Source organism: Pseudonocardia oroxyli, from assembly GCF_900102195.1.
In the GTDB taxonomy this organism is placed as follows: Bacteria; Actinomycetota; Actinomycetes; order Mycobacteriales; family Pseudonocardiaceae; genus Pseudonocardia; species Pseudonocardia oroxyli.
This window is the reverse complement of sequence record NZ_FNBE01000014.1, coordinates 156,776-179,501: the sequence shown is the minus strand read 5'-3', so window position 1 is coordinate 179,501 and position 22,726 is coordinate 156,776. Positions and strand designations below refer to the sequence as shown.

The following is a 22,726-nucleotide window of genomic DNA, read 5'->3' as shown; positions in this document are numbered from 1 at the left end:
GCCGGGAGCCTACGGCGGCCCACCCGGGCCGTAACGACACCGGGCGCGGAGACGACCGCCCCGGAGTGAGCCCCACCGTCGCTCTGCTGCACCGGCAGGCCGAGTTCCCGTCGGGCCTGCGGTGAGGGCCGCCGCCGCGGTGCTGGTCCTGCTGCTGCTCACCGCGGGGTGCGGCTCGACGCTGGAGCGCCGCGTCGTCGACGGGGTGACCGACGGTGCGACCTCGGCACCCTTCTACCGGGTCCCGGACCCGCTGCCCGAGGCCGCGCCGGGCACCCTGATCCGCTCGGAACGCCTGCTCGGGGCCCCGGACGGGGCGGCGGCCTGGCGGGTGCTCTACCACTCCCGGGACGACCGGGGCGCCGACATCGCCGTCTCGGGCGTCGTCGTCGCCCCCACGGCGGCCCCGCCGCCGGGCGGCCGGACGGTCGTCTCGTGGGCCCACCCGACGACCGGGACCGCGCCGCGGTGCGCGCCCTCGGCGGGCGACGCGCCGTTCAGCCTGATCGAGGGGCTGCAGGAGCTGCTCGCCGCCGGCTACGTGGTCGCGGCGACCGACTACCCGACGGCGCCCACCTACCTGATCGGGACGACGTCCTCCCAGGCCGTCCTCGACGCCGCCCGCGCGGCCCGCGCCCTGCCCGAGGCGGGCGCGGGGGACGGCCTGGTGCTGTGGGGGCACTCCCAGGGCGGGCACGCCGTGCTGTTCGCGGCCGAGCGCGCCGCGACCTACGCGCCCGAGCTGCGGCTGCGCGGGGTGGCGGCCGCGGCGCCCGCCGTCGAGCTGGCCGGGCTGCTGGACGCGGACATCGGGGACGTCTCGGGGGTCACGATCGGTGCCTACGCGTTCGCCGCCTACGCCGCGAACTACGGTGCGCCGCTGGACGCGATCCTGACCCCGGAGGCCGCGGCCGCGATCCCGCAGATGGCGGCCCTGTGCCTGATCGGCCAGAACGACCGGCTCCACGCCCTCGCCGGGCCGTTGGTCGGGCACGACCTGCGGGCCGACCCGGCGACCGTCGAGCCGTGGGCGAGCCTGCTGCGCGAGAACACCCCGGGTCGGGACCGCATCCCGGTGCCGGTGTTCGTGGCGCAGGGCGGCGCGGACACCCTGGTCCGCCCCGACACCACCGCACGGTTCGTCGCGGCACAGTGTGCCGCGGGCGCGGAGGTCACGTCCGTGGTGGTCCCCGGCGCGGACCACGGCTTCATCGCTCTCGACGTCGTCCCGCAGCTGATCCGGTGGCTGGCCGCGCCGGGCGGCTCGACCTGCTGAGGAGGACCGGGAGCAGGTCGAGCCGCGGCGGCGGAGTCAGCCCGTGGAGAGGCGGTTCTCCACGACGGCACCCGGGTCGTACACCACCGGCACGGTATCGACACCTTCCCGCCTGCGCGCCCGGTACCCGCCGGGCAGGCAGCCCAGCTGGGCCTTGACGACGCGGTTGAGGTGCGAGAGGTCGCAGAACCCCACCGCGTGGCCGTGTCGGTCAGGGAGAGGCGTGCGGTGGCGCGGGTCAGCTCCTCGGCGCAGCCCTCGACGCGCAGCGCCATGACCGTCTGCGCATAGGTGCGCTCGCCGCCCGCGTAGAGGCCGTGCAGCGTGCGGACGGAGATGCCGAACCGCCGCGCCGTCCGCGCGGCCGAGAGGTCGGTCGCGGTGCGGAGGTTCGCCGCGAGGTACCGGTTGAGCGAGGCGAGGCCGTTCGCGCGGGCGTCGTGGGTGATCGAGGTCGCCCGCCGAGGGTCCGCGAGCAGCGGCGCCAGCTTCTCGCGGGGGACCCGGAAGGACAGGATCCGCCACTCCCGGAGGCCGGGATCCTCGACGAACTCCAGGTCGTATCGGCTCGTGGTGTCGAACAGCGCGAACCCGCCGGTCGGCACCACACACGTCCGACCCTCTTGGCGGGCGACGCAGTGACCGGCGAGCTGGACCTCACCGCGGCCACGGTGCCGGTGTGAGGAGCGCTGTTCAGCGCTGTTCAGCGCTGCTCGGCGATGACGCCGTAGCCCTCCATGGAACGGGTGAACGGCAGGGCGGCGCCGTCGACGAAGGTGTCCGGGGTGAACGCGCGGTCGGCCATGACACCCCAGGCCCGACGGCGCTGCATCCCGAGGTTGCCCGCGTCGTAGAGGGAGAACACGGCGGCCTCGCGGTAGAACTTGGCCATCGGGAACTTGCGGTCCAACGCGTTGACCCCGACGACCCGCATGCAGTCGAACACGACGCTCTGCATGAGATCGCCGCAGTACGTCTTGTTCATGCCGCCGAGCGCGTGCCCCTGGCCGGGGTGGGCGTCCATGTAGTGCGCGGTCTTCCAACAGAAGTAGCGCCCGGCCTCGATCTTGCTCGCGATCTCGGTGAGCAGGTTGCCCACGGCCTGGTGGCCGATGATCGGCGCCGAGCCGCCACCGGTGAAGGTGCGCGCCCACTTCAGGGTGAACTCGTAGGCGCCCCGGGCGACGCCGACGGCCGCGATCCCCGCGATCGGCCCCGACCACGTGAAGTTCTGGTTGATCAGCAGGTCGCCCGCGCCCTCGGCCAGCAGGTTCGTCTCCGGCACCCGCGCGCCCCGGAAGGTCATGGTCACGTTCTGGCAGGTGCGGTGCGCGATCTTGTCGATGACCTCGTACTCGACGCCGGGCGTGCCCCGTTCGACGAGGACGGCGCTGAGCGCCTCCTTGCCGCCGCCGTGCCGGTCGGTCCGGACGACGCACAGCGTCACGTCGGCCCCGCCGAGGTCCCAGCCGCCCGCGTTGCACGGCCAGTGCTTCTCGCCGTGCAGGACGTACTCGCCGCGCTTGCGGTCGTGCTCGGCGAGGAGCTGGATGCCCGCGCGCGGGCTGGGGTGGTCGAAGTTCGCCGTGCCGCCGCGCTCGCTGACCGCCCAGCCCGCGAGGAACCCGCCCCGCTCGTCGCCGGTGGCCCTGCGGAGCCAGGTCTCGCGTTGCTCCTCGGTCCCGAACGTGAGCAGCGGCAGCAGGGCGAGGCCGTTGACCAGGAGGACGGTCGGGAAGCCCGGGTCCACCGCGCACAGCTCCTCGATCGCGATGAGGAAGTCGACGTTCGACGCGCCGCCGCCGCCGTACTCCTTCGGCAGGAACATCGTCGTCATGCCGCGGGCGGCGGCCTGCTCGTACACCGGCCGCATCGCCACGAAGGCCTGCTGCGGGTCGGCCAGGGCGTCCGCCGCCGCGGCCGCGGGGCGGAGCACCTCGTGCGCGAACTCGCGGGCCTCGTACTTGAGCTTCCTCTGTGCCGGGGTCAGGTCGAAGTCGACGGCCACAGCGTTCCTCCACGGTCGGTCGGGACGCCACGTCGTCGGGGCCGGGGTCGTCGGGGCCGGGGCGTCGGGTCCGGGACGGTGCGGTCAGGCGCCGCCCGCGCCGTGGAGTAGACCGAGCGCGCCGCGCAGGCCGAGGTCGTTCTCGGCGATGTCCTCCAGGGTCGCCTCGTCGAGCACCGCGAAGTACGCGTCGAGCGCGCGGGCGAACACGCTGCGCGCCCCGCAGACGCCGGCCACGCGACAGTAGCGGGCGGGGCCGAGGCACTCGACGACGGCGAAGTCCGACTCCATCGCGCGCATGACCGCGCCCACGGTGATCGTCTCGGGATCGCGGACCAGCCGCACCCCGCCACCCCGGCCGCGGGTGGTCTCGACGAGCTCGGCGGCGGCCAGGCGGTTGACCACCTTGTCCAGGTGGTGTCGGGACACCCGGTGCGCCTCGGCCATCTCGCCCACCGACCCGCGGCGTCCGGGGGCCACTCTCAGGTAGAGGAGCACGCGCAGGGCGTAGTCCGCGTGGCTCGTGTGCTTCATGCCCTCGCTCGTCTCTCGGCTCTCCGGACGAACGGTACCCCGGCACCCCCGCCTGCGAGGGGGCCCGACCCCGCCCGGGAGGCGGGGTCGGGCCCGGAGGCCGTCAGGCCACGATCGTGTCGATCGACTCGTGGTGCTTCTCGAACTTCACGTAGTCGTCCTCCATGATGGCCCGCGGGTTGAACAGCGGGTCGGCGAGGATGCCGTGCACGCGGCGGCGCTGCATGCCCATGTTGCCGCCGTCGTAGATCGGCAGCACCGAGGCCTCGCGGAGGATCTTGCCGAAGCCGTTCTTGGTCTCCAGGCTGTTGACGCCGACGATCTGCATGCACTTGAACACGCAGTCGAACATCATCTCGGTGACCTGGATCTTGTTCATCGCGCCGACCAGCTCGGCGTGCTGGTCGTGCTTGTCCAGGTAGTCCGCCGCGCGCCAGGAGAAGTAGCGGCCCATCTCGATCTTCGACGCCACGTCGCCGAGGACGTAGCCGACGTTCTGGAAGCCGATGATGGGCTTCAGCGCGCCCGCGGTGTTGCCCTTGGCGAAGTCGAGCGCCATCTCGTAGGCGGCCCGGGCCATGCCGACGGCCGCGATCGCGGCGATCGGCCCGGACCAGGCGAAGTTGCGGTTGATGACCAGGTCGCCGTTCCCGGCCGCACCGGGCAGCAGGTTCGCGGCCGGGATCCGGGCGTTCTCGAACACGATCTCGGCGTTCGAGGCCAGGCGGTGCCCGGTCTTGTCGAGGTGGCGGTAGGTGACACCCGGGGTGTCGCGCTCCAGGACCAGGGCCGAGAGTCCCTCCGTGCCGCCCTTCTCGGAGTCGGTGCGCACGATCAGCGTGCCCGCGTTGACGCCGCGCTCGTCCCAGCCCGCCGAGGACGGCCAGTACTTGCGGCCGTTGACCACGTAGTCGTCGCCGTCCCGGACGGCGATCAGCCCGACGCCCGCGGGCCGGGGCAGCGGGATGTCGAAGTTCGCGGTGCCCGCGGGGTTGCCGGGGGGCTCGCTCGCCGTCCAGCCGCCGAGGTACTCACCGGTCGGGTCGGAGGTCGCGGCGCCCAGGAACTTCGCCTTCTGCTCCTCGGTGCCGTACCAGGCGACCGGCATCAGTCCGAGTCCGTTGCACAGGACCGTGCAGGCGAACCCGGGATCGACCACGCAGATCTCCTCGGCGGCGATCGTCAGATCGACACAGGAGACCCCGCCGCCGCCGTACTCCGCGGGCAGCATGCACATCGCGATGCCGGCCTTGTAGGCCTCGATGTAGGCGGGCTTGGTCATCCGGAAGCCCTTGAGCGGGTCGGGCTCCGCGTCGGCCTCGGCCACGATCGGCTTGAGGACGTTCTCGGCGAACGCGCGGACGTCGTACTGCAGCTTCTTCTGCTCGTCGGACATCGTGAAGTTGATGGTCATGAGAGCTCCGATGGCGTCGACAGTGTCCAGTGGATGGTGCTCGCCCTCGTGCGGGCCGGCTCCGCGGCGAACGCGAGAACGCTCGCGAATCCGCATTGCCGGTGCGTATTTGAACCGTTGCGCTGGGGTTGCGGAATGTTCCGCGCGCCTCACAGTGCCGGCGGAGCCGGTGTGAGCCCGGGCACTCGGGCCCGACGCGGACGGTCAGACCGTGCGGGCGGCCAGGACGGCGGGCATCCGGCGCAGCCGCTCCAGCAGGAGCGCGGCCTCGTCCGCGGTGAGCAGCACGGTGGTGCGCAGCTCGCTGGCCCGGGCGCCCTCGTGCACGTCCACGGTCAGGTCGCGCACGCGGTAGCGGCGGCCGCGGAGCATGGTGGTGACCCGCAGGACGCCGTCGAGCCCGGCCGTGACCTCGGCGACGACGGTGTGGTGCAGGGGGAGTGCGGCGGGCAGGGGACGGTCCAGGGTGTCGGACATGACGGATCTCCTCGAGCAGGAAGGGGGATCCGGACCAGGTCCCGGGCAGGCGCGTCGCGCGCACCGGCCTCCTGGCTCAGCCGGCGCGCCGAGTAATGATCTCGAGCGAGACGCGGAGGTCCCGGGTGCGCATGCCCGGAACCGTACCAGCCGCGCCGTCCGCCGATCCCGTTCGCCGCGGAGGTTTCGGCCGCGTGGTTCGGGGGAAGGCCGGACCATGACGGTGCGGAAGTCCCTGCGCGCGTGGCCCGTCCTGCGGCAGCTCACCGGTGGCGACCGGCTGGGCCGCGGGGCGGCGGCCCAGTCGCCTCGGCACCGCGGCATGGCACCGCGCACCGCGGAGGCGGAACGGGTCGCGGGCTCCGTGTGCCCCTACTGCGCGGTCGGGTGCGCGCAGAAGGTGTACGTGCGAGACGAGCAGGTCGTGCAGATCGAGGGGGACCCGGACTCGCCGATCTCGCGCGGGCGGCTGTGTCCGAAGGGCTCCGCGAGCCTGCAGCTGGTCACCGGGCCGCAGCGGCTGGACAAGGTCCGCTACCGGGCGCCGTACGCCACCGAGTGGACCGAGCTGGACCTGCACGAGGCGATGGAGATGCTCGCCGACCGCGTCGTGGACGCGCGGGCCCGCGGCTGGCAGGACCGCGACGGCAGGGGCAACCGGCTCAACCGCACCACGGGCCTGGCCGCGCTGGGCGGCGCGACCCTGGACAACGAGGAGAACTACCTCCTCAAGAAGCTGTTCACCGCCATGGGCGCGATCCAGATCGAGAACCAGGCCCGTATTTGACACTCCGCCACCGTCCCCGGTCTGGGGGCCTCCTTCGGTCGCGGCGGGGCGACGGACTACCAGCAGGACCTCGCCAACGCGGACTGCATCGTGATCATGGGCTCGAACATGGCCGAGGCCCATCCGGTCGGCTTCCAGTGGGTCATGGAGGCCAAGGGCCGCGGCGCGCGCGTGTTCCACGTCGACCCGCGGTTCACGCGTACCAGCGCCGTCGCGGACACCTACGTGCCGCTGCGCGCGGGATCCGACATCGCCTTCCTCGGCGGCGTGATCAACTACGTGCTCGAGAACGATCTCGCCTTCCACGAGTACGTCGCGGCCTACACCAACGCCTCGTTCCTGGTCCGTGAGGACTTCGCCGACACCGAGGACCTCGACGGGCTGTTCTCCGGCTACGACCCCGAGACCGCCACCTACGACCGCAGCAGCTGGTTCTACGAGGGGGCGGAACCCGGCGTCGAGGACGAGGAGCGGGCCCGGTCCCAGACCGAGCCGCTGCAGACCGGTGCCGGCGGTGCGGGGGTCGGCGGGGCGGGGGACGTCCCGCGCGACCCGACGCTGCAGGACCCGCGGTGCGTCTACCAGGTCCTCAAGCGACACTTCGCCCGCTACACCCCGGAGATGGTCGAACGCGTGTGCGGCACGCCGCGCGCGCAGTTCCTCGAGGTGTGCCGGGGCTGGACGGCGAACTCGAACCGCGAGCGGACCACGGCGCTGGTGTACAGCGTGGGCTGGACCCAGCACAGCGTGGGCGCGCAGTACATCCGCACCGGCGCGATCCTGCAGCTGCTGCTGGGCAACATCGGCAGGCCGGGGGGTGGGGTGTTCGCGCTGCGCGGGCACGCCAGCATCCAGGGCTCCACCGACATCCCGACGCTGTTCAACCTGCTGCCCGGCTACCTGGCCATGCCCGACGACTCGCACGCCGATCTCGCCGCCTGGATCGCCGACCAGCGCTCGGACGGCCACAAGGGGTACGGCTACCAGGTTGACGCCCACCTCGTCTCGCTGCTCAAGGAGTACTTCGGCGACGCGGCCACGCCGGAGAACGACTTCGGGTTCGGCTGGCTCCCGCGCATCAACGGGGACCACGGCACCTACCGGACCGTCATGGACATGATCGACGGGAAGGTGTTCGGCTACGTCGTGATGGGCCAGAACCCGGCCGTCGGCTCCGCGCACGGCAAGCTGCAGCGGCTCGGGCTGGCCAACCTCGAATGGCTCGTCGTCCGGGACCTCAACGAGATCGAGACGGCCACCTTCTGGAAGGACTCGCCGGAGGTCGAGACCGGCGAGATCGTCCCCGAGCGGTGTCGCACCGAGGTGTTCCTCATGCCCGCGGCCTCGCACGTGGAGAAGGAGGGCACCTTCACCCAGACCCAGCGGATGCTGCAGTGGCGCACCAAGGCCCTCGAACCGACGGGCGACCGCCGCTCCGAGCTCTGGTTCGCCTACCACCTGGGCAGGCTGGTCCGGGAGCGGCTCGCGGACTCCACCGACGAGCGTGACCTGCCGATGCAGAAGCTGGCCTGGGACTACGCGACCGAGCCGGGGCCGGACGGGCCGGGACCGTGGGACGAGCCGTCGGCGGACGACGTCCTGCGCCGCATCAACGGCTACGACCTGACCACCGGCGAGCTGCTGTCGAGCTACCTGCCGCTGAAGGCGGACGGGAGCACGTCGGCGGGCTGCTGGATCTACACCGGCGTCTACGCCGGGGGCGTCAACCAGGCCGCGCGCCGCAAGCCCCACACCGAGCAGGGCCCCTACGACGCCGAGTGGGGCTGGACCTGGCCGCTCAACCGGCGCGTCCTCTACAACCGGGCCTCGGCCGACCCCGAGGGCAGGCCGTGGAGCGAGCGCAAGAAGCTGATCTGGTGGGACGCCGAGCGGGGCGAGTGGACCGGCCACGACGTGCCGGACTTCCCGGTGCGGACCCCGCCCGGGCACGTTGCGCCGGAGGGGTCCACCGGGCCCGACGCGCTCGGCGGCGACGACGCGTTCATCATGCAGGCGGACGGCAAGGCCTGGCTGTTCGCGCCGCACGGCGTGCTCGACGGCCCGCTGCCCACCCACTACGAGCCGCACGAGTCGCCGATCCGCAACCCGCTCTACACCCAGCAGGGGAACCCGACGCGCGTCGTCTACGGGCGTCCGGACAACCCGTCCAACCCCGCCCCACCGGAGCGCGGGAGCGAGGTCTTCCCGTACGTGCTCACCGCGGCGCGGCTCACCGAGCACCACACCGCGGGCGGGATGAGCAGACAGCTGCCGTACCTGGCCGAGCTGCAGCCCGCGCTGTTCGTCGAGGTCTCGCCCGAGCTGGCCCGCGAGCGCGGGCTCGAGCACCTGGGGGAGGCGCACGTGGTCACCAGCCGGGCGGCGGTGCAGGCCCGGGTGATGGTCACCGACCGGATGCGGCCGCTGCGCATCGACGGCCGCACGATCCACCAGGTCTGGCTGCCCTACCACTTCGGCCACACGGGCCTGGTGCGCGGGGACGTCGTGAACGACCTGTTCGGCGTCGTCGAGGACCCGAACGTCTTCATCCAGGAGAGCAAGGTCGCGACCTGCGACGTCCGGCCGGGCCCCCGGCCGCGCGGGGCGGCGCTGACCGCGCTGCTGGAGCAGGTCCGGGCCGCGGCGGGGGTCACCGTCGAGACGGGGACGCGCATCGCCACGGCGATCGGGACGCCGCACGTCGAGGAGGACTCATGAGCAACCGGTGGTCGGGTCCGTTGCACGACGTCGCGGCCGACGCGGGGCACGTCGACCCGCCACCGCGGGTGGGCTTCTTCACCGACACCTCGGTGTGCATCGGCTGCAAGGCCTGCGAGGTCGCCTGCAAGGAGTGGAACGCCGTCCCCGAGGACGGCCTGGACCTGCTCGGCATGTCCTTCGACAACACCGGCGCGCTCGGGGCGGACTCGTGGCGGCACGTCGCGTTCATCGAACAGCCGCGCAGGCTCGGCCACCAGGAGACCGGGTTCGCGGGTCTGCCGACGGGGCCCAGTGGCATCCCGGAGACCGCGGTCGCGGTGGAACCGCGGCTGCGGGAGGCGCCGCGCGGCGGGGCCGAGCTGGGCACGAGCCCGCTGCCGGGGCGGACGGAGCCGCAGGCGCTCGGCATGCCCGGCTTCGACCGGCCCGGGGACGCGACCGGCGCCGAGTCGCGCACGGACTTCCGCTGGCTCATGGCCAGCGACGTGTGCAAGCACTGCACCCACGCGGGTTGTCTGGACGTGTGCCCCACCGGCGCCCTGTTCCGCACCGAGTTCGGCACGGTCGTGGTGCAGCAGGACATCTGCAACGGCTGCGGCTACTGCGTCTCGGGCTGCCCCTACGGCGTGATCGACCGCCGCGAGGGAGACGGCCGGGCGCAGAAGTGCACGCTCTGCTACGACCGGCTCTCCGGCGGGCTCGAACCGGCGTGTGCCAAGGCCTGCCCCACCGACTCCATCCAGTTCGGCGAGCTGGACGAGCTGCGCGAGCGCGCCGCGCGCCGGGTCGAGCAGCTGCACGGGCTCGGGGTGCCCGAGGCGCGGCTCTACGGCCACGACCCGAACGACGGCGTGGGCGGAGACGGCGCCTTCTTCCTGCTGCTCGACGAGCCCGAGGTGTACGGGCTGCCGCCGAACCCGGTGGTCCCCACCCGCGACGCCGCGGCGATGTGGAAACGGGCGGGGCTGGCCGCCGCGGCCTTCGCGGTCGCGGGCGTGGCCGCGTTCCTGGGGGAGGGGCGGCGGTGACCGGTCCGGACGAGGAGCGGACCGCCGCCGAGGCCGGGGTCGTCGCGGAGCGGCCCAGCGACGCGGGTGGCAGCGCGGCCCGCGAGGCGGAGATGTTCCAGGGCGGCCGCAGGCGGCGGGGCGGGGAGCAGACGGTCGTCCCCGAGGCGGAGATCGAGTCCTACTACGGCCGTCCCGTCCTGAAGCCGCCGGTGTGGGAGTGGAAGATCGCCGCCTACCTGTTCTGCGGGGGCCTCGCGGCGGGATCCTCGGTCGTCGCGGCCGGGGCGGACCTGACGGGCCGCGCCGCGTTGCGCCGCTCCGCGCGGCTCGGGTCGTTGGGCGGCCTGCTGGCGAGCCTGTACTTCCTGGTCACGGACCTGGGTCGCCCCGCGCGGTTCCACCACATGCTGCGGGTGCTCAAGCCCACCTCGCCGATGAGCGTGGGCACGTGGCTCCTCAGCGCCTACGGACCCGGGGCCGGGGCCGCCGCCGTCGCCGAGCTCGTCCCGCGCCGGTGGCGCCGGACCTGGCCCGCCCGTCTGCTGCAACGGCTGGCGCGCCCGGCGGGGCTGGGCGCTGCGGCCACGGCGCCGGGCGTGGCGTCCTACACCGCGGTGCTGTTGTCGCACACCGCCGTTCCCGCGTGGAACGAGGTCCGGGACGAGCTGCCCTTCGTGTTCGCCGGGTCCGCCGCGGCCAGTGGCGGCGGCCTCGGCATGGTGACCGCGCCGGTGGCCGAGGCGGGCGGTGCCCGGGGGTTCGCCGCGGCCGGGGCGGCCACCGAGCTGCTCGCGTCGCGGATCATGGAACACCGGCTCGGGCTGGTCGGGGAGGTCTACCGCACGGGCCACGTCGCCCGGCTGCGCCGCGCCTCCGAGGTGCTCACCGCCGCCGGCCTGGTCGGCACCCTGACCGTGGCTCGGCGCGGCCGCGCCGGGGCCGCGGCCTCGGGTCTCGCCCTCCTCGCCGGCAGCGCGCTGCAACGGTTCGGGGTGTTCGAGGCCGGTGTGGAGTCCACGAAGGACCCCCGCTACGTCGTGATCCCGCAACGCGGCTAGCGCCCGTGCGTGGTAAGTGGCGCCAGAGCACCACTTACCACGCACGAGCGCCGCAGGCGCGGGTCAGCGGAAAGCGCGGACGACCACCACGACGACCAGGGCGCCGAGCACGGCGCCCAGCGCGAACAGCGGTCTGCGGTCCTCGCCGGAGCGGGCCCTGGCGAGGATCTGCGTCGCGTTCGTCCGCACCGACTCGGCCGTGTCGTGGACGGTGTTCTCCACCCGCCCGACGACGTCCGCGCGCGCAGCCAGCGCCGCGGCGGTCTCGCCGAGGGCCTCGCGCTCCTCGGCGATCTTCGCGCGCAGCTCGTCAGGGTCTGAGCTCATCGCCGCAGCTCCGTCCGGACGGTGTCCACGTCGTGCTTGGTGCTGTCGATCGCCTCGCGGGGAACGGGCGGGACGCCGTCGGTGATCTGCTTCTTGCCCGCGAGGGCGAGTGCGCCGCCCGCGAGGAGCAGCACCGCCGCCACGATCAGAGCCGCGGCCCAGACCGGGAGCACCAGGGCCAGGGCGGCGATCGCGGCGGTGATGACCGCGAGGCCGCCGCCCAGCGCGAGCACGGTGCCTGCGCCCGCCAGCCCGGCGCCGACGCCCACCGCCTTGCCCTTGGCCGTCATCTCGACCTTGGCCAGCTCGACCTCGTCCGTGACGAGGGTCCGGACCTGCTCGGTGAGCTGCCGCACCAGCTGTGCGGTCGACGCCTCCTCGGGCGGGGTCGTGCTGGTTCGGGTCCCGTCGGTGGTGGCCATCGTCGCCCCTACCGGTCCCGGACGGGCCCGTCGGCGTGCAGGGCCGCGCGCTCGTGCTCGGCACGGCGCTCCAGCTCCTCGTCGTCGACCGGGTGCGGGGTCTTGGCGTGCTCGCGGTGGTCGGGGTGGGCCTGCTCGGCGGGATCGAGGACGTCGTCCAGGTTCGGGTCGCGGTTCGGTTCCGTCATGGGGGAGGCGTACCCGGCACGACGGCGGCCACGCGTGTGGTCCCGGGATCTCACCCGATCGACCGGCGGCGGATGCGGTGCCCGGCCGGGTTTCCGGGCCGGTGGGGTCGGGTAGTCGGACCCGCTGTCGCATGTGGTCGGAGGTCGTCGCAATGCCAGTGGTGGTCGGGCTCATCGCCGACCCCGCCCTCCCCGCGGACGTGGCCCACCGGTTGGCCGCCACGCTGCCGAGCGTGCTGGCCGCCCGGCTCGACTCGGACGGCGCGGACTGGCGGGTCGAGACCGTGGTCGAGGGCTTCGAGGAGCACGGCGAGGGGCCGGGGGTGCTGGAGCGGGCCCGGGAGCGCGCCCGGGACACCGGGTGGGACGTCACGGTGTGCCTGACGGACGTGCCCGCGGTCTCGGAGGGCAAGCCCGTCGTCGCCGAGCTCGACGAACGGGCGCGGATCGCGGTGCTCTCGCTGCCGTCCCTGGGTGGGTTCCGGCTGTTCCCGCGCACGCGGGACGCCGTGGTCGACCTGATCGGCACGCTGACCGGGACGGCGCGGACGGGCGACCGGACGGTATCGGCGGTCCACACCGAGCTGCTGCGGTCGACCGCGCGGACCTCGGGCGAGGGAACCGAGCTGTCCCGGACGGGCTCGCTGCGGCTGCTCGCCGGGACGGTGCGGGCGAATCGGCCGTGGCGGCTGGCACTGGCGCTGGGTGCCGCGCTCGCCGGCGCCGCGACCGGGTCGGCGTTCGGGCTTCTCTACTCCAACATCTGGTCGTTGGCGACCGCGTTGGCGCCCTGGCGGCTGGTCCTGGCCTACGTGGGGGCCGTCGCGCTGTTCGTGGGCTGGCTGCTGCTCCGGCACCGGCTCTGGGAGCGCAGGCGGGCGAGCCCGGCGCCCGCGTGGCTGCTCAACACCGCGACGGTGCTGACCCTCACGGGCGGGACCCTGGCGTTCACCGTCGTCCTGCTCGTGGGGAACAGCGTGGCCGCCGCGGTGATCCTGCCGCCGGACCATCTCGGCGGGGTGCTCGGCCGGGCGGCCACGGTCGCCGACTACGTCCGGATCGTGGTGATGGCGACGTTGCTGGGGGTGGTGGCCGGCGCCGTCGGGTCCGGGTTGGAGGACTCCGAGGCCGTGCGCCGGGTCGCCTACGGGCACCGGCGGCGCGAGCGCAGGCGGCCCGGCCCTCCGGAGTGAGGTCAGCTCAGCTTCGGCAGGATGTGGTCGCCCCAGGCCCGGAAGAACCCGTCGTGGTCGGCGCCGACCTGCTGGACGTACACCTCGTCGACCCCGGCCGCCAGGTAGGACTGCACGCGGTCGAGGTGCTCGGCGGTGTCGTCACCGCAGACGATCGCGTCGCCGATCGCGTCCCGCGGGACCAGGGACGTGGCGTCGGCGAAGTCCTGGGGGCGGGGGAGGGTCTGGGCGAGCTGTCCGGGCAGCAGGTCGTTGGCCCACAACCGGTGCGCCCGGTCCAGGGCGGCCTCCCGGTCGGTGTCCCAGCAGACCTTCATCCCGGCCTGGACGGGCTTGTCCCCGCCGCCGCTCTCGCGGAAGGTGCGGACGAGGTCGGCGTCGGGCAGCACCGTGCAGTAGCCGTCGCCGATGCGGCCGGCGAGCTCGGTCGCCTGCGGGCCGAACCCGGAGACGTAGATCGGGACGGGCTCCTCGGGGCGGGTGTAGATCCGGGCCTCCTGGACCTCGTAGTACTCGCCGTGGTGGCTGACCTGCCCGCCGCGGTGCAGCAGCCGGATCAGGTCGACGGCCTCCTCCAGCATGGCCAGCCGCTCGCCGACCGAGGGCCAGGCGTCCCCGAGGACGTGTTCGTTGAGCGCCTCGCCGCTGCCGACGCCGAGGACGAACCGCCCGTCGAGCTGGACCGCGGCGGTGGCGGCCGCCTGGGCGACGAGCTCGCGGGGACCGTACTGCTCGCAGGACAGGAAGTAGCCGATGCTCGCCATGCGATGGCGCTACCCCCGGCCGTGGTCGGCGAACCACGCCGGACGCCGGCGGGGTCGCGGCCGGGCGAGCGGGTACCCCGGCGCCATGGCGTCTCATCATCACGACCTCGTCGTCGTGGGCACGGGGTCCGGGAACATGGTGGTCGACTCGTCATTCGCGGACCTGGACGTGGCGTTCGTCGAGGAGGAACACCGCTTCGGCGGGACGTGCCTCAACGTCGGGTGCATCCCGACGAAGATGCTGGCGCACACCGCGGACGTCGCCACCGAGGTCCGCTCCGCGGGCACGTTCGACGTGGCCGCCGAGCCGGGCGGGGTGGACTGGCCCGCCGTGCGGGACCGGGTGTTCGCGCGGCTGGACCCGATCGCGACGGACTCGCGCCGCTCGCGCGCCGACACGGACTCGATCACCGTCCACACCGGGACGGCCGGGTTCACCGGCCCCCGCGAGCTCGACGTCGACGGGGTCACCGTGACCGGGGACCGGATCGTGCTCGCCGTCGGGTCCCGCCCGGTCGTCCCGCCGCCGGTGGCGGACTCGGGCCTGCCGTACGAGACGTCGAACACGATCATGCGGCTCGACGCGCTCCCCGCTCGGCTCGTCGTGCTCGGGGGTGGCTACATCGCTGCGGAGCTGGCGCACGTGTTCGACTCCTTCGGCACGGACGTGACGATCGTGGAGAGCGGGGACACGCTGCTCGCGAGCCTGGACGGACAGCTCGCCTCGGCCTTCACCGAGCTGGCGGCCCGGCGGTTCACCCTCCATCTCGGACGACAGCTCACGGAGCTGCGCGGTCGGCCCGGGGACCTCGAGATCGTGCTGGACGACGGGACCGTGATCGGCGCCGACACGCTGCTGGTGGCCACCGGCCGCACGCCCAACGGCGACCGGATGGACCTGGCGAAGGGGGGCGTCGAGACCGACGACGCGGGGCTGATCACGGTGGACGAGTACCAGCGCACCACCTCGGACGGGGTGTGGGCGCTGGGGGACTGCTGCAGCCCGGTGCCGCTCAAGCACGTCGCGAACCGGGAGGCGGACGTGGTGCGGCACAACCTCCGGCATCCGGAGTCGCTGCGGTCCGCCCAGCACGACGTGGTCCCCGCCGCGGTGTTCACCGACCCGCAGATCGCCACCGTGGGTGCCACGGCCGCGGAGCTGAGCGGGCGCGACTACCTGCGCGGCACCGCGGAGTACGTCGACACCGCCTACGGCTGGGCGCTGGAGGACCCGGCCGGGTTCTGCACCGTCTACGTCGACCCGGCGAGCGGACGGCTGCTCGGTGCCCACCTCCTCGGCCCGGACGCCCCGGTGCTGATCCAGCCCCTCGTCGTCGCGATGACGCTGGGCATCCCGGCGGCGGACCTGATCGACCGGCCCTACTGGATCCACCCCGCGCTGACGGAGGTGGTCCAGCAGGCGCTGCTCGATCTCTAGAGCTCTCCCCGCGCCGGGGGCGGCGGGCTGTCGTGGGCCACGTCGAACCGACGCTGCAGCTCGTCCAGCTCGTCGCCCCGGTCCTCCGCCTCCGCATCGGGGTCGTCGGGGTGGCGCGGGCACTCGGGTTCTTCGGGCGGCTTCTCGGTGCTCATCATCGAGGCGGCTACCCGAGGCGCGGCGGGCTACGCGTCCGCTACGCCGAGGGCCGCGTGGTGATCGCGGAGTCCTTCGCCTCGCCGTACTCCTCGCGCAACGCGGGCAGCAGGGTGGTCCGCGCGAACTCCAGGTAGTCGGGCTGCATCTCCCCGCCGATCTCCACGAGGGCGACGTGGGTGAAGCCCGCGTCGACGAACGGGCGCACCGCCTCGACGTGGGCGGACACGTCCGGGCCGCAGGGGATCGCCGCGGCGACGTCCTCGCGCCGGACGAACCGGGTGGCGGCGGCGAACCCGGCGGTGCCGGGGAGCTCGGCGTTGACCTTCCAGCCCCCGCCGAACCAGCGGAAGAGCGCGTGGGCGCGGTCGGTGGCGGCCTCGGCGTCGGGCCCCCAGCTGGTGGGCTGCTGCCCGATCTTGGGCAGGTCCGTCCCGGCGGCGGCGTCCCACCGCTCGACCAGGCCGGGCTCGGGCTGCACAGCGACCATGGCGTCGGCGACCGGGGCGTAGCGGTCGATCGACCGGGCGCCGGAGACGGCGATCGCGAGCGGGACGCCGCCCTCGGGCAGGTCCCAGATCTTGGCGGAGTCGACGCGGTAGTGCGGGCCCTCGTGGGTGACGTACCCGCCTGCGAGGAGCCTGCGGATGACGGTGACGGCCTCGTCGAGCATGTCCTGGCGGACGTCGGCGGTGGGCCATCCCCGCCCGACGACGTGTTCGTTGAGGTTCTCCCCGGACCCGAGCCCGAGGGTGAAGCGGCCCTCGGACAGCAGGGCCACCGTGGCGGCCTTCTGCGCGACGACGGCGGGGTGGTAGCGCATGATCGGGCAGGTCACGTAGGTCATCAGGGGGAGGCGCTCGGTGGCGGTGGCGACCGCGCCGAGCACGCTCCACGCGTAGGGGGCGTGGCCCATCTCGTCGAGCCACGGGAAGTAGTGGTCGCTCACCACCGCGAAGTCGAAGCCCGCGCGTTCGGCCCCGACGGCGTCGGCGACGAGGTCGCGCGGCCCGCGCTGCTCGGTCATCAGGGTGTAGCCGAAGGAGGTCATGGCGGTCGGTTACCCCGCGCTCGGCGTTCTCCCCACCGGCTCCGGGTATCGATGTGGACATGGTGTCCGCAGCGGGAGGCAAGCCCATGTACCCGGGGACGGTGTGATGACCGGGTCCGCGACGGTCGGTGCGCACCTCGCCCGGCGGCTCGGTGACTGGGGTGTGCGCCGCTTCTACGGCTACCCGGGGGACGGCATCGGCGGGATGGTCGCTCGGCTCAGCCAGGCGGTCGCCGCGGGGGACGCGGAGCCGGCGCAGGTCAACCACGCCGTCGACCGGGCGTGCCGGATCGCGCTGAGCAGACGCACCGTCACCGCCTTGATCCTGCCCAGCGACGTCCAGCAGGCCGACGCGGTCACCGACCCGCCCTTCGCGCACGGCTTCGTGCACACCTCGTCGGTGCCCAGCACCACCCCGCAGGTCCCGGCGGCCGCCGATCTCGAGCGGGCCGCGGCGGTGCTGAACGCGGGGGAGCGGGTGGCGATCCTCGCCGGGGCGGGCGCCGCGCACGCCACCGGGGAGCTGACCGCGGTGGCGGACCGCCTGGGGGCGGGGGCGGCGAAGGCGCTGCTCGGCAAGACCGTGCTCGACGACCGCCTCCCGTGGGTGACCGGCGCCATCGGCCTGCTCGGCACCCGGCCCAGCTGGGAGCTCATGCAGGAGTGCGACACCCTGCTCGTGGTCGGCACGACCATGCCGTACGGCGAGTACCACCCGCCGCCCGGCTCGGCGCGGGCGGTGCAGATCGACATCGACGGCGCGAACAACGGCCTGCGCTACCCGACCGAGGTCAACCTCACGGGGGACTCGCGCGCCACCCTCGCCGCCCTGCTGCCCCTGCTCGAGCCGAAGCCGGACGGGGTCTGGCGCGATCGCATCGCCGGCTGGAAGCAGACGTGGGGCGACTATTCGGCGCAGCGGGTGCGCGCGGAGGCCGACCCCGTGAACCCGGAGGCCGTGGTGTCGGCCCTGTCCGACCGGCTCGCCGACGACGCGCTGCTGGCGATCGAGTGCGGCACCGTGACCTGCTGGTTCGCCCGAGACCTCGCACTGCGGCCAGGGCAGCTCGCGTCGCTGTCCGGCACCCTGCCGAGCATGGGCGGCGCCATGCCGTACGCCCTGGCCGCGAAGACCGCCCACCCGGAGCGGCCCGCGTTCGCGCTGCTCGGCGACGGGGCGATGCAGATGAACGGCCTCACCGAGCTGGTGACCGTGGCGAAGTACTGGCGGACGTGGGCCGACCCGCGGCTGGTCGTCCTCGTGCTGAACAACCGGGACCTGGCGTTCGAGACCTGGGAGGTGCGCTCCGAGCTCGGCGACCGGCCGGACCCGAACATCCAGGGCCTCCCGGACGTCCGGTACGCCGACTACGCCCGGATGCTCGGTCTGGAGGGGCGGCGGCTGGAGCGGCCCGAGGACATCGACGCCGTGTGGGACGCCGCGCTCGCGGCGGACCGGCCCTTCGTGATCGACGCCGTCGTCGACCCGCACGTGCCGATCATCCCCCCGCACGTCACGATCGACCAGCTCGTCAAGGCGCTGCGGTCGCAGCTGCGCGGCGACGAGGCGCTGCCCGACCTGGTCAAGGAGGGCTTCCGCTTCACCGTGGGTGCCGCGGCCCGCGCGGTCCGCCGCCGGTGGGGTGCCGAGTAGCCGGACGCGTCCCGGGTACTCGCCGGGCATGGTGGAACGTATCGACACCGTCGTGCTCGACGTCGACGGCACCCTCGTGGACACGAACTACCAGCACGCCCTGAGCTGGTACCGGGCGTTCCTGCGGTTCGACGTCGTGCTGCCGGTCTGGCGGTTGCACCGGGCGATCGGGATGGGCGGTGACCAGATCGTGCCCGCGGTGGCCGGGTCCCGGTTCGAGCAGGAGCACGGCGACGACGTGCGCGCGGCCTGGGCCGAGGAGTTCGAGACCACGCTCCCCGAGATCCGGGCCTTCGAGGGCGTCCGCGACCTGCTCACCGCGTTGCGCGGGACCGGGGTGCGGGTGGTCCTGGCCAGCTCGGGTGCGCCCGAGCACGTCGACGTCTACCTCGACCTGTTCGACGGCCGCGACCTCGCCGACGCCTGGACGACGAGCAAGGACGTCGACCGGACCAAGCCCGAGCCGGACCTGCTCCACGCGGCGGTCGAGCGGGTGGACGGGCGGCGGGCGCTGATGGTCGGGGACTCGGTGTGGGACTTCGTGGCGGCGGGCCGGGCGGGGTGGCCCGGTCTCGGCGTGCGCACCGGCGGGTTCTCCGCGGGCGAGCTCCGGGAGGCGGGCGCCCGGGAGGTGTACGACTCCCTCCCCGAGCTGCAGGAGGGCCTCGTCCGCGAGCTGCGCGGGTAGGCCAGGGTGTGCGGGTGACCCTCTCCCTGCGGCGGCTCCGCCGCTCCGTGCGCGCGGGCCGCTCCGACGCGCCCGGCCCCGCGATCGACCTGCTCGGCCGGATCGGGCTGGTCTCCTACGGCGTCGTGCACCTCGTGGTGGCCTGGCTGGCCGTGCGGGCGGCGCTGGGGGCGCCGGAGGGGTCGGCCGACGCCCAGGGCGCGGTCGCCGAGATCGCCGCGACCGGGGCCGGGGCGGTGGGCCTGGTGGTGATCGCCGTGGGGCTCGTCGCGTTCGCGGTCTGGCAGCTGTCGGCGGCGTGGTGGGGGTTTCGCTGGGTCTCCGGCGGCGAGCGGGTGCGCAAGCGGGTCGGCGCCGTCTCGAAGGCCGCCGCGATGCTCGCCCTCGCCGGTGTGACGGTGGCGTTCCTGTTCTCCGGCAGGCGCTCCGGCGACGCGGGCGCACGCGAGACGGTGGCCGACGTCCTGGTGCTGCCCGCGGGCAGGCTGCTGGTCCTGCTCGGCGGCGTGGTGATCGGGATCGTCGCGGTCACCATGACCTACACCGGGGTCCGGCGGACGTTCATGGGCGACCTGGACGTCCGGCAGGTGCCCTCGGCCGTGCGGCGCCTGATCGAGGTGGTGGGCGCGCTCGGGCACGTCGCCAGGGCGGTGGCGCTGGCCGTCGTCGGGATCCTGGTGGTGACCGCGGCCGTGGCGTCGGACGCGGAGCGGGCCGGCGGGCTCGACGCCGCGCTGCGGGCCCTCGCCGAGACCCCGCTCGGACCGTTCCTCGTCGTCGCCGTGGCGCTGGGCTTCGGGGCCTTCGGGCTCTACTGCGTCGCGGACGCGGCGCTGCGCCGCGCCTGACGCGCCCGGTCCGTGCGGGCGGGTCCGCAGCAGGGTGACCCGCTCGCCGTCGCGGGTGAGACGGCGGCCGCAGGACGGCACCCGCATGGGTGCGCGCGGCCCGGGTACCCCCGGCAGATGGATCACACGGACGCGGACGCCCTGGTCGGGAAGATCGTGATCGGCACCGGGGGCGAGGAGCTCGGCACCGTCGACGCGGTCCTCGCCGAGGACGAGACCGGCGAGCTCGAGTGGGCGGTGCTCACCCGCGCCGGGAGCCCGACGGCCCCGGTCCCGCTCGCGGGATCGGAGATCGACGGAGACACCCTCGCCGTGCCCCACGACGCGCACGCCGTCCGGACCGCGCCCGTCCCGGCGGCCGAGCGTCTCACCCCCGGGGAGCGCGCCGCACTGCTGGCGCACTACGGCCTGCCCGGCGGGGGCGAGCACCCCGCGGGCAGGCACTCCGGCCGAGAGGACGACCGCGCCGAACGCGACGAGGTGGCGGCGGGCGCGGACGGCTTCGCCGCCGCGGGCCGGCCGGACACGGGCGAGGACGGCGTGCCGGGGGTGCGGTCCGCCTGACCGGCGGCCCCCGAGGTCGAGTTGCCGTCCCCGGGGGAGTCCCGATACTGGACGAGACCCCGTGACGCCCCGGGGCGCCGTCGTGACGAGGAGACCGCCAGGCCCCATCCGTCGCCCCTGCCGGGGCACCAGACCGGCGAGACCACCGCTCCCATCGGGGTCGTCGCCGCGTATCACCCCAGGCCCGCGTCGCGGGCCCCTCGTGGTTCCGCTCGCCCCCGCTCGACGGACCCGACACCGCTGTCATCACGTCTCTCGTGAGAGGTCCCGTCATGCCCGCAGTCCTGTTCGGCTCCCTCAGCACGCTCGCCGACACCTCAGAGCTCCAACGCGACGCGTACAACCGCGCGTTCGCCCGGCACGGCCTCGACTGGTCGTGGTCGCAGGAGGAGTACGCCCGGTTGCTGCAGTCGAGCGGCGGTCGTCGCCGCGTCGCCGAGGAGGCCGACCGCACGGGTGTCCAGGTCGACGCCGAGGCCGTGCACCACACCAAGTCCGCGCTCTTCCAGGAGAGCCTGCGGTCCACCCCGCTCACACCCCGACCGGGTGTCCTGGAGACGGTCGAGGCGGCCCGCCGGGCCGGCGTCCGGGTCGGGCTGGTCACCACCACCGCGCCGGAGAACGTCGAGGCCCTCCTCACCGGCCTCGAGCCCCACCTCGACCGCGCGGTGTTCGACGTCGTCGTGGACAGCTCCTCGGTCGACGACCCGAAACCGGATCCGGCCGCCTACCGGTACGCGTTGTCCGTGCTGGGCGAGGACGCCGGATCGTGCGTCGCGATCGAGGACAACCTCGGCGGGGTCGGGTCGGCCACCTCGGCCGGCATCGAGTGCATCGCCTTCCCCAACACGAACACCGCGGGGCACGACTTCCCCGCCGATCGCACCGACCGCCTCGATGCGGACGCTCTCGTCGGACGGGTCGCGTGATGACCGCGAGCGCCCCCCGCGCCGTCCTGACCGCCACCGCCACCGACTTCCGCGTGCAGAGCTGGGAGCCGATCGACTTCACCCTGCGCTACGTCGACGGCGTGTTCGCTCCCGAGAACCCGCAGGTCGCGGACCTCTACCGGGACCGGGGTCGGTGCCTGGCGATCGTCGATGAGACGGTGCACGGCCTCTACGGCGACCGCATGCGCGCCTACTTCGACCACCACCGGATCCCGGTGACGATCGTCGCGCTGCGGATCGCGGAGACGGCCAAGAGCCTGCGCACGCTGGAGCGGATCGTCGACGAGTTCGCGGCCTTCGGCCTGCTGCGCACCGAGCCCGTCCTGGTGGTCGGAGGTGGCCTGACGACGGACGTCACCGGGTTCGCCTGCGCCTCCTACAAGCGCGGCACGCCGTACGTCCGGATCCCGACGACGCTGATCGGCCTGATCGACGCGAGTGTCGCGATGAAGGTCGCGGTCAACCACGGCAAGCACAAGAACCGGCTCGGCGCCTTCCACGCCTCGCGCGAGGTCCTGCTGGACTTCGGCTTCCTCGCCACCCTGCCGCAGCCGCAGGTCCGCAACGGCCTCGCGGAGATGGTCAAGATCGCCACGGTGGCCAACGCCGAGCTGTTCGGCGTCCTGGAGAAGTACGGCGAGGAGCTGCTGACCACCGGGTTCGGCCACCGGGACGGCACCCCCGAGCTGCGTGAGACCGCGCACCACGCGGGCTACGAGGCGATCCGCACGATGCTCGAGCTGGAACACGCCAACCTGCACGAGCTCGACCTCGACCGGGTCATCGCCTTCGGCCACACGTGGAGCCCGACGCTGGAGCTGGCACCGGACACACCGATGCTGCACGGCCACGCCATCAGCATCGACATGGCCTTCTCCGCCACCCTCGCGCAGCGGCGCGGCCACGTGTCGGCGGGGGAGCGCGACCGCATCCACCGGCTGTTCAGCGGGCTCGGCCTGGCCGTCGACAGCCCGCTGCTCACCGCGGAGCTGCTCACGCGGGCCACGGACTCGATCGTGCAGACCCGTGGCGGACTGCTGCGCGCCGCCGTCCCCGACCCGATCGGTGCCTGCCGCTTCCTCAACGACGTCACCACCACCGAGCTGGCCGACACCCTCGCGGCGCACAAGGATCTGGTGACCGACCTGCCGACCGCCGTGGAGGGGGTGGCGATGTGGTCGCGGCCGGCCTGAGGACG

The 22,726-nt window shown here is 73.8% G+C and carries 23 protein-coding genes; 12 read left to right on the top strand and 11 right to left on the bottom strand.

Annotated features, from left to right (window positions below):
• Positions 1 to 121: 121 nt before the first annotated feature.
• Positions 122 to 1,276, top strand: coding sequence for an alpha/beta hydrolase family protein (locus tag BLS43_RS21155; RefSeq protein ID WP_093087836.1), 1,155 nt, complete (start codon positions 122 to 124; stop codon positions 1,274 to 1,276).
• A 36-nt stretch (positions 1,277 to 1,312) separates the two neighbouring features.
• On the opposite strand, the gene BLS43_RS29520 is transcribed toward BLS43_RS21155, so the two are convergent.
• The 5 genes from BLS43_RS29520 to BLS43_RS21130 form a co-directional block, all read right to left on the bottom strand.
• The gene (locus BLS43_RS29520; RefSeq protein ID WP_143030144.1) at positions 1,313 to 1,471 is read right to left on the bottom strand and encodes an AraC family transcriptional regulator; all 159 of its coding nucleotides are present in this window, start codon (positions 1,469 to 1,471) and stop codon (positions 1,313 to 1,315) included.
• 508 nt (positions 1,472 to 1,979) lie between these two features.
• Complete coding sequence (locus BLS43_RS21145; RefSeq protein WP_093087830.1) at positions 1,980 to 3,284, bottom strand: acyl-CoA dehydrogenase family protein; 1,305 nt, start codon at positions 3,282 to 3,284, stop codon at positions 1,980 to 1,982.
• A gap of 84 nt (positions 3,285 to 3,368) precedes the next feature.
• Positions 3,369 to 3,818, bottom strand: coding sequence for an RrF2 family transcriptional regulator (locus tag BLS43_RS21140; protein WP_093087827.1), 450 nt, complete (start codon positions 3,816 to 3,818; stop codon positions 3,369 to 3,371).
• A gap of 103 nt (positions 3,819 to 3,921) precedes the next feature.
• Entirely contained in the window at positions 3,922 to 5,232 is a 1,311-nt protein-coding gene (locus tag BLS43_RS21135; protein ID WP_093087824.1) for an acyl-CoA dehydrogenase family protein, read from the bottom strand.
• 204 nt (positions 5,233 to 5,436) lie between these two features.
• Positions 5,437 to 5,709: a hypothetical protein gene (locus BLS43_RS21130; RefSeq protein WP_093087822.1), complete on the bottom strand. Its 273-nt coding sequence runs from the start codon at positions 5,707 to 5,709 to the stop codon at positions 5,437 to 5,439.
• A gap of 217 nt (positions 5,710 to 5,926) precedes the next feature.
• Here BLS43_RS21130 and fdh point away from each other — a divergent pair, with 217 nt between their 5' ends.
• The 3 genes from fdh (at position 5,927) to nrfD (ending at position 11,285) form a co-directional block, all read left to right on the top strand.
• A complete protein-coding gene (gene fdh / locus BLS43_RS21125; RefSeq protein WP_093087818.1) occupies positions 5,927 to 9,214 on the top strand; it encodes a formate dehydrogenase in 3,288 nt (1,095 codons plus the stop codon).
• Positions 9,211 to 10,245 (top strand): 4Fe-4S dicluster domain-containing protein, encoded by a 1,035-nt coding sequence (locus BLS43_RS21120; RefSeq protein WP_093087814.1) that lies wholly within the window; start codon positions 9,211 to 9,213, stop codon positions 10,243 to 10,245. The genes fdh and BLS43_RS21120 overlap by 4 nt, the downstream gene beginning before the upstream one ends.
• Positions 10,246 to 10,337: 92 nt before the next feature.
• Entirely contained in the window at positions 10,338 to 11,285 is a 948-nt protein-coding gene (gene nrfD / locus BLS43_RS21115) for an NrfD/PsrC family molybdoenzyme membrane anchor subunit (protein ID WP_093087910.1), read from the top strand.
• A 63-nt stretch (positions 11,286 to 11,348) separates the two neighbouring features.
• Here nrfD and BLS43_RS21110 read toward each other — a convergent pair whose 3' ends face one another.
• From BLS43_RS21110 to BLS43_RS21100, 3 genes are read right to left on the bottom strand one after another with little or no spacing between them, the layout of a single operon-like run.
• Complete coding sequence (locus BLS43_RS21110; RefSeq protein WP_093087811.1) at positions 11,349 to 11,612, bottom strand: DUF3618 domain-containing protein; 264 nt, start codon at positions 11,610 to 11,612, stop codon at positions 11,349 to 11,351.
• Positions 11,609 to 12,034, bottom strand: a complete 426-nt coding sequence (locus BLS43_RS21105) for a phage holin family protein (protein WP_093087808.1) — start codon at positions 12,032 to 12,034, stop codon at positions 11,609 to 11,611. The genes BLS43_RS21110 and BLS43_RS21105 overlap by 4 nt, the downstream gene beginning before the upstream one ends.
• 8 nt (positions 12,035 to 12,042) lie before the next feature.
• Entirely contained in the window at positions 12,043 to 12,222 is a 180-nt protein-coding gene (locus BLS43_RS21100; RefSeq protein ID WP_093087805.1) for a hypothetical protein, read from the bottom strand.
• 152 nt (positions 12,223 to 12,374) lie between these two features.
• Here BLS43_RS21100 and BLS43_RS21095 point away from each other — a divergent pair, with 152 nt between their 5' ends.
• The gene (locus BLS43_RS21095) at positions 12,375 to 13,415 is read left to right on the top strand and encodes a hypothetical protein (RefSeq protein ID WP_143030143.1); all 1,041 of its coding nucleotides are present in this window, start codon (positions 12,375 to 12,377) and stop codon (positions 13,413 to 13,415) included.
• A gap of 2 nt (positions 13,416 to 13,417) precedes the next feature.
• Here BLS43_RS21095 and BLS43_RS21090 read toward each other — a convergent pair whose 3' ends face one another.
• Positions 13,418 to 14,179, bottom strand: coding sequence for a TIGR03557 family F420-dependent LLM class oxidoreductase (locus tag BLS43_RS21090; RefSeq protein WP_093087799.1), 762 nt, complete (start codon positions 14,177 to 14,179; stop codon positions 13,418 to 13,420).
• Between the two features lie 85 nt (positions 14,180 to 14,264).
• On the opposite strand from BLS43_RS21090, the gene BLS43_RS21085 reads away from it, so the two are divergent.
• Positions 14,265 to 15,617: a mycothione reductase gene (locus tag BLS43_RS21085; protein WP_093087907.1), complete on the top strand. Its 1,353-nt coding sequence runs from the start codon at positions 14,265 to 14,267 to the stop codon at positions 15,615 to 15,617.
• Here the strand turns inward: BLS43_RS21085 and BLS43_RS30140 are convergent.
• Together BLS43_RS30140 and BLS43_RS21080 are read right to left on the bottom strand one after the other, a co-directional pair.
• A complete protein-coding gene (locus BLS43_RS30140) occupies positions 15,614 to 15,775 on the bottom strand; it encodes a hypothetical protein (RefSeq protein ID WP_176921452.1) in 162 nt (53 codons plus the stop codon). The genes BLS43_RS21085 and BLS43_RS30140 overlap by 4 nt on opposite strands.
• Positions 15,776 to 15,813: 38 nt before the next feature.
• Positions 15,814 to 16,824, bottom strand: a complete 1,011-nt coding sequence (locus tag BLS43_RS21080) for a TIGR03557 family F420-dependent LLM class oxidoreductase (protein WP_093087796.1) — start codon at positions 16,822 to 16,824, stop codon at positions 15,814 to 15,816.
• Positions 16,825 to 16,930: 106 nt separating this feature from the next.
• Here BLS43_RS21080 and BLS43_RS21075 point away from each other — a divergent pair, with 106 nt between their 5' ends.
• From BLS43_RS21075 to BLS43_RS21050, 6 genes are all read left to right on the top strand, one after another.
• Positions 16,931 to 18,478, top strand: coding sequence for a thiamine pyrophosphate-dependent enzyme (locus BLS43_RS21075; protein ID WP_093087793.1), 1,548 nt, complete (start codon positions 16,931 to 16,933; stop codon positions 18,476 to 18,478).
• Positions 18,479 to 18,506: 28 nt separating this feature from the next.
• Positions 18,507 to 19,166: an HAD family hydrolase gene (locus BLS43_RS21070; protein WP_093087904.1), complete on the top strand. Its 660-nt coding sequence runs from the start codon at positions 18,507 to 18,509 to the stop codon at positions 19,164 to 19,166.
• Positions 19,167 to 19,180: 14 nt separating this feature from the next.
• Positions 19,181 to 20,014 (top strand): DUF1206 domain-containing protein, encoded by an 834-nt coding sequence (locus BLS43_RS21065; protein ID WP_176921451.1) that lies wholly within the window; start codon positions 19,181 to 19,183, stop codon positions 20,012 to 20,014.
• Between the two features lie 117 nt (positions 20,015 to 20,131).
• Positions 20,132 to 20,578, top strand: a complete 447-nt coding sequence (locus BLS43_RS21060; protein ID WP_143030142.1) for a PRC-barrel domain-containing protein — start codon at positions 20,132 to 20,134, stop codon at positions 20,576 to 20,578.
• Between the two features lie 272 nt (positions 20,579 to 20,850).
• Entirely contained in the window at positions 20,851 to 21,507 is a 657-nt protein-coding gene (locus tag BLS43_RS21055) for an HAD-IA family hydrolase (protein WP_093087784.1), read from the top strand.
• Positions 21,507 to 22,721, top strand: coding sequence for a sedoheptulose 7-phosphate cyclase (locus BLS43_RS21050; protein WP_093087781.1), 1,215 nt, complete (start codon positions 21,507 to 21,509; stop codon positions 22,719 to 22,721). Before BLS43_RS21055 ends, BLS43_RS21050 begins: the two co-directional genes overlap by 1 nt.
• Positions 22,722 to 22,726 lie beyond the last annotated feature (5 nt).

Excerpts from the sequence above, each read along its gene's own strand:
- BLS43_RS21100 (WP_093087805.1), bottom strand. The coding sequence starts at position 12,222 with ATGACGGAACCGAACCGCGACCCGAACCTGGACGACGTCCTCGATCCC.
- BLS43_RS21055 (WP_093087784.1), top strand. The coding sequence starts at position 20,851 with ATGCCCGCAGTCCTGTTCGGCTCCCTCAGCACGCTCGCCGACACCTCA.
- BLS43_RS21070 (WP_093087904.1), top strand. The coding sequence starts at position 18,507 with ATGGTGGAACGTATCGACACCGTCGTGCTCGACGTCGACGGCACCCTC.
- BLS43_RS21095 (WP_143030143.1), top strand. The coding sequence starts at position 12,375 with ATGCCAGTGGTGGTCGGGCTCATCGCCGACCCCGCCCTCCCCGCGGAC.
- BLS43_RS21110 (WP_093087811.1), bottom strand. The coding sequence starts at position 11,612 with ATGAGCTCAGACCCTGACGAGCTGCGCGCGAAGATCGCCGAGGAGCGC.
- BLS43_RS21060 (WP_143030142.1), top strand. The coding sequence starts at position 20,132 with ATGGATCACACGGACGCGGACGCCCTGGTCGGGAAGATCGTGATCGGC.
- BLS43_RS21130 (WP_093087822.1), bottom strand. The coding sequence starts at position 5,709 with ATGTCCGACACCCTGGACCGTCCCCTGCCCGCCGCACTCCCCCTGCAC.
- BLS43_RS21120 (WP_093087814.1), top strand. The coding sequence starts at position 9,211 with ATGAGCAACCGGTGGTCGGGTCCGTTGCACGACGTCGCGGCCGACGCG.
- BLS43_RS21080 (WP_093087796.1), bottom strand. The coding sequence starts at position 16,824 with ATGACCTCCTTCGGCTACACCCTGATGACCGAGCAGCGCGGGCCGCGC.
- BLS43_RS30140 (WP_176921452.1), bottom strand. The coding sequence starts at position 15,775 with ATGATGAGCACCGAGAAGCCGCCCGAAGAACCCGAGTGCCCGCGCCAC.
- BLS43_RS21085 (WP_093087907.1), top strand. The coding sequence starts at position 14,265 with ATGGCGTCTCATCATCACGACCTCGTCGTCGTGGGCACGGGGTCCGGG.
- BLS43_RS21140 (WP_093087827.1), bottom strand. The coding sequence starts at position 3,818 with ATGAAGCACACGAGCCACGCGGACTACGCCCTGCGCGTGCTCCTCTAC.
- BLS43_RS21050 (WP_093087781.1), top strand. The coding sequence starts at position 21,507 with ATGACCGCGAGCGCCCCCCGCGCCGTCCTGACCGCCACCGCCACCGAC.
- BLS43_RS21090 (WP_093087799.1), bottom strand. The coding sequence starts at position 14,179 with ATGGCGAGCATCGGCTACTTCCTGTCCTGCGAGCAGTACGGTCCCCGC.
- BLS43_RS21075 (WP_093087793.1), top strand. The coding sequence starts at position 16,931 with ATGACCGGGTCCGCGACGGTCGGTGCGCACCTCGCCCGGCGGCTCGGT.
- BLS43_RS21135 (WP_093087824.1), bottom strand. The coding sequence starts at position 5,232 with ATGACCATCAACTTCACGATGTCCGACGAGCAGAAGAAGCTGCAGTAC.
- BLS43_RS21105 (WP_093087808.1), bottom strand. The coding sequence starts at position 12,034 with ATGGCCACCACCGACGGGACCCGAACCAGCACGACCCCGCCCGAGGAG.
- nrfD (WP_093087910.1), top strand. The coding sequence starts at position 10,338 with ATGTTCCAGGGCGGCCGCAGGCGGCGGGGCGGGGAGCAGACGGTCGTC.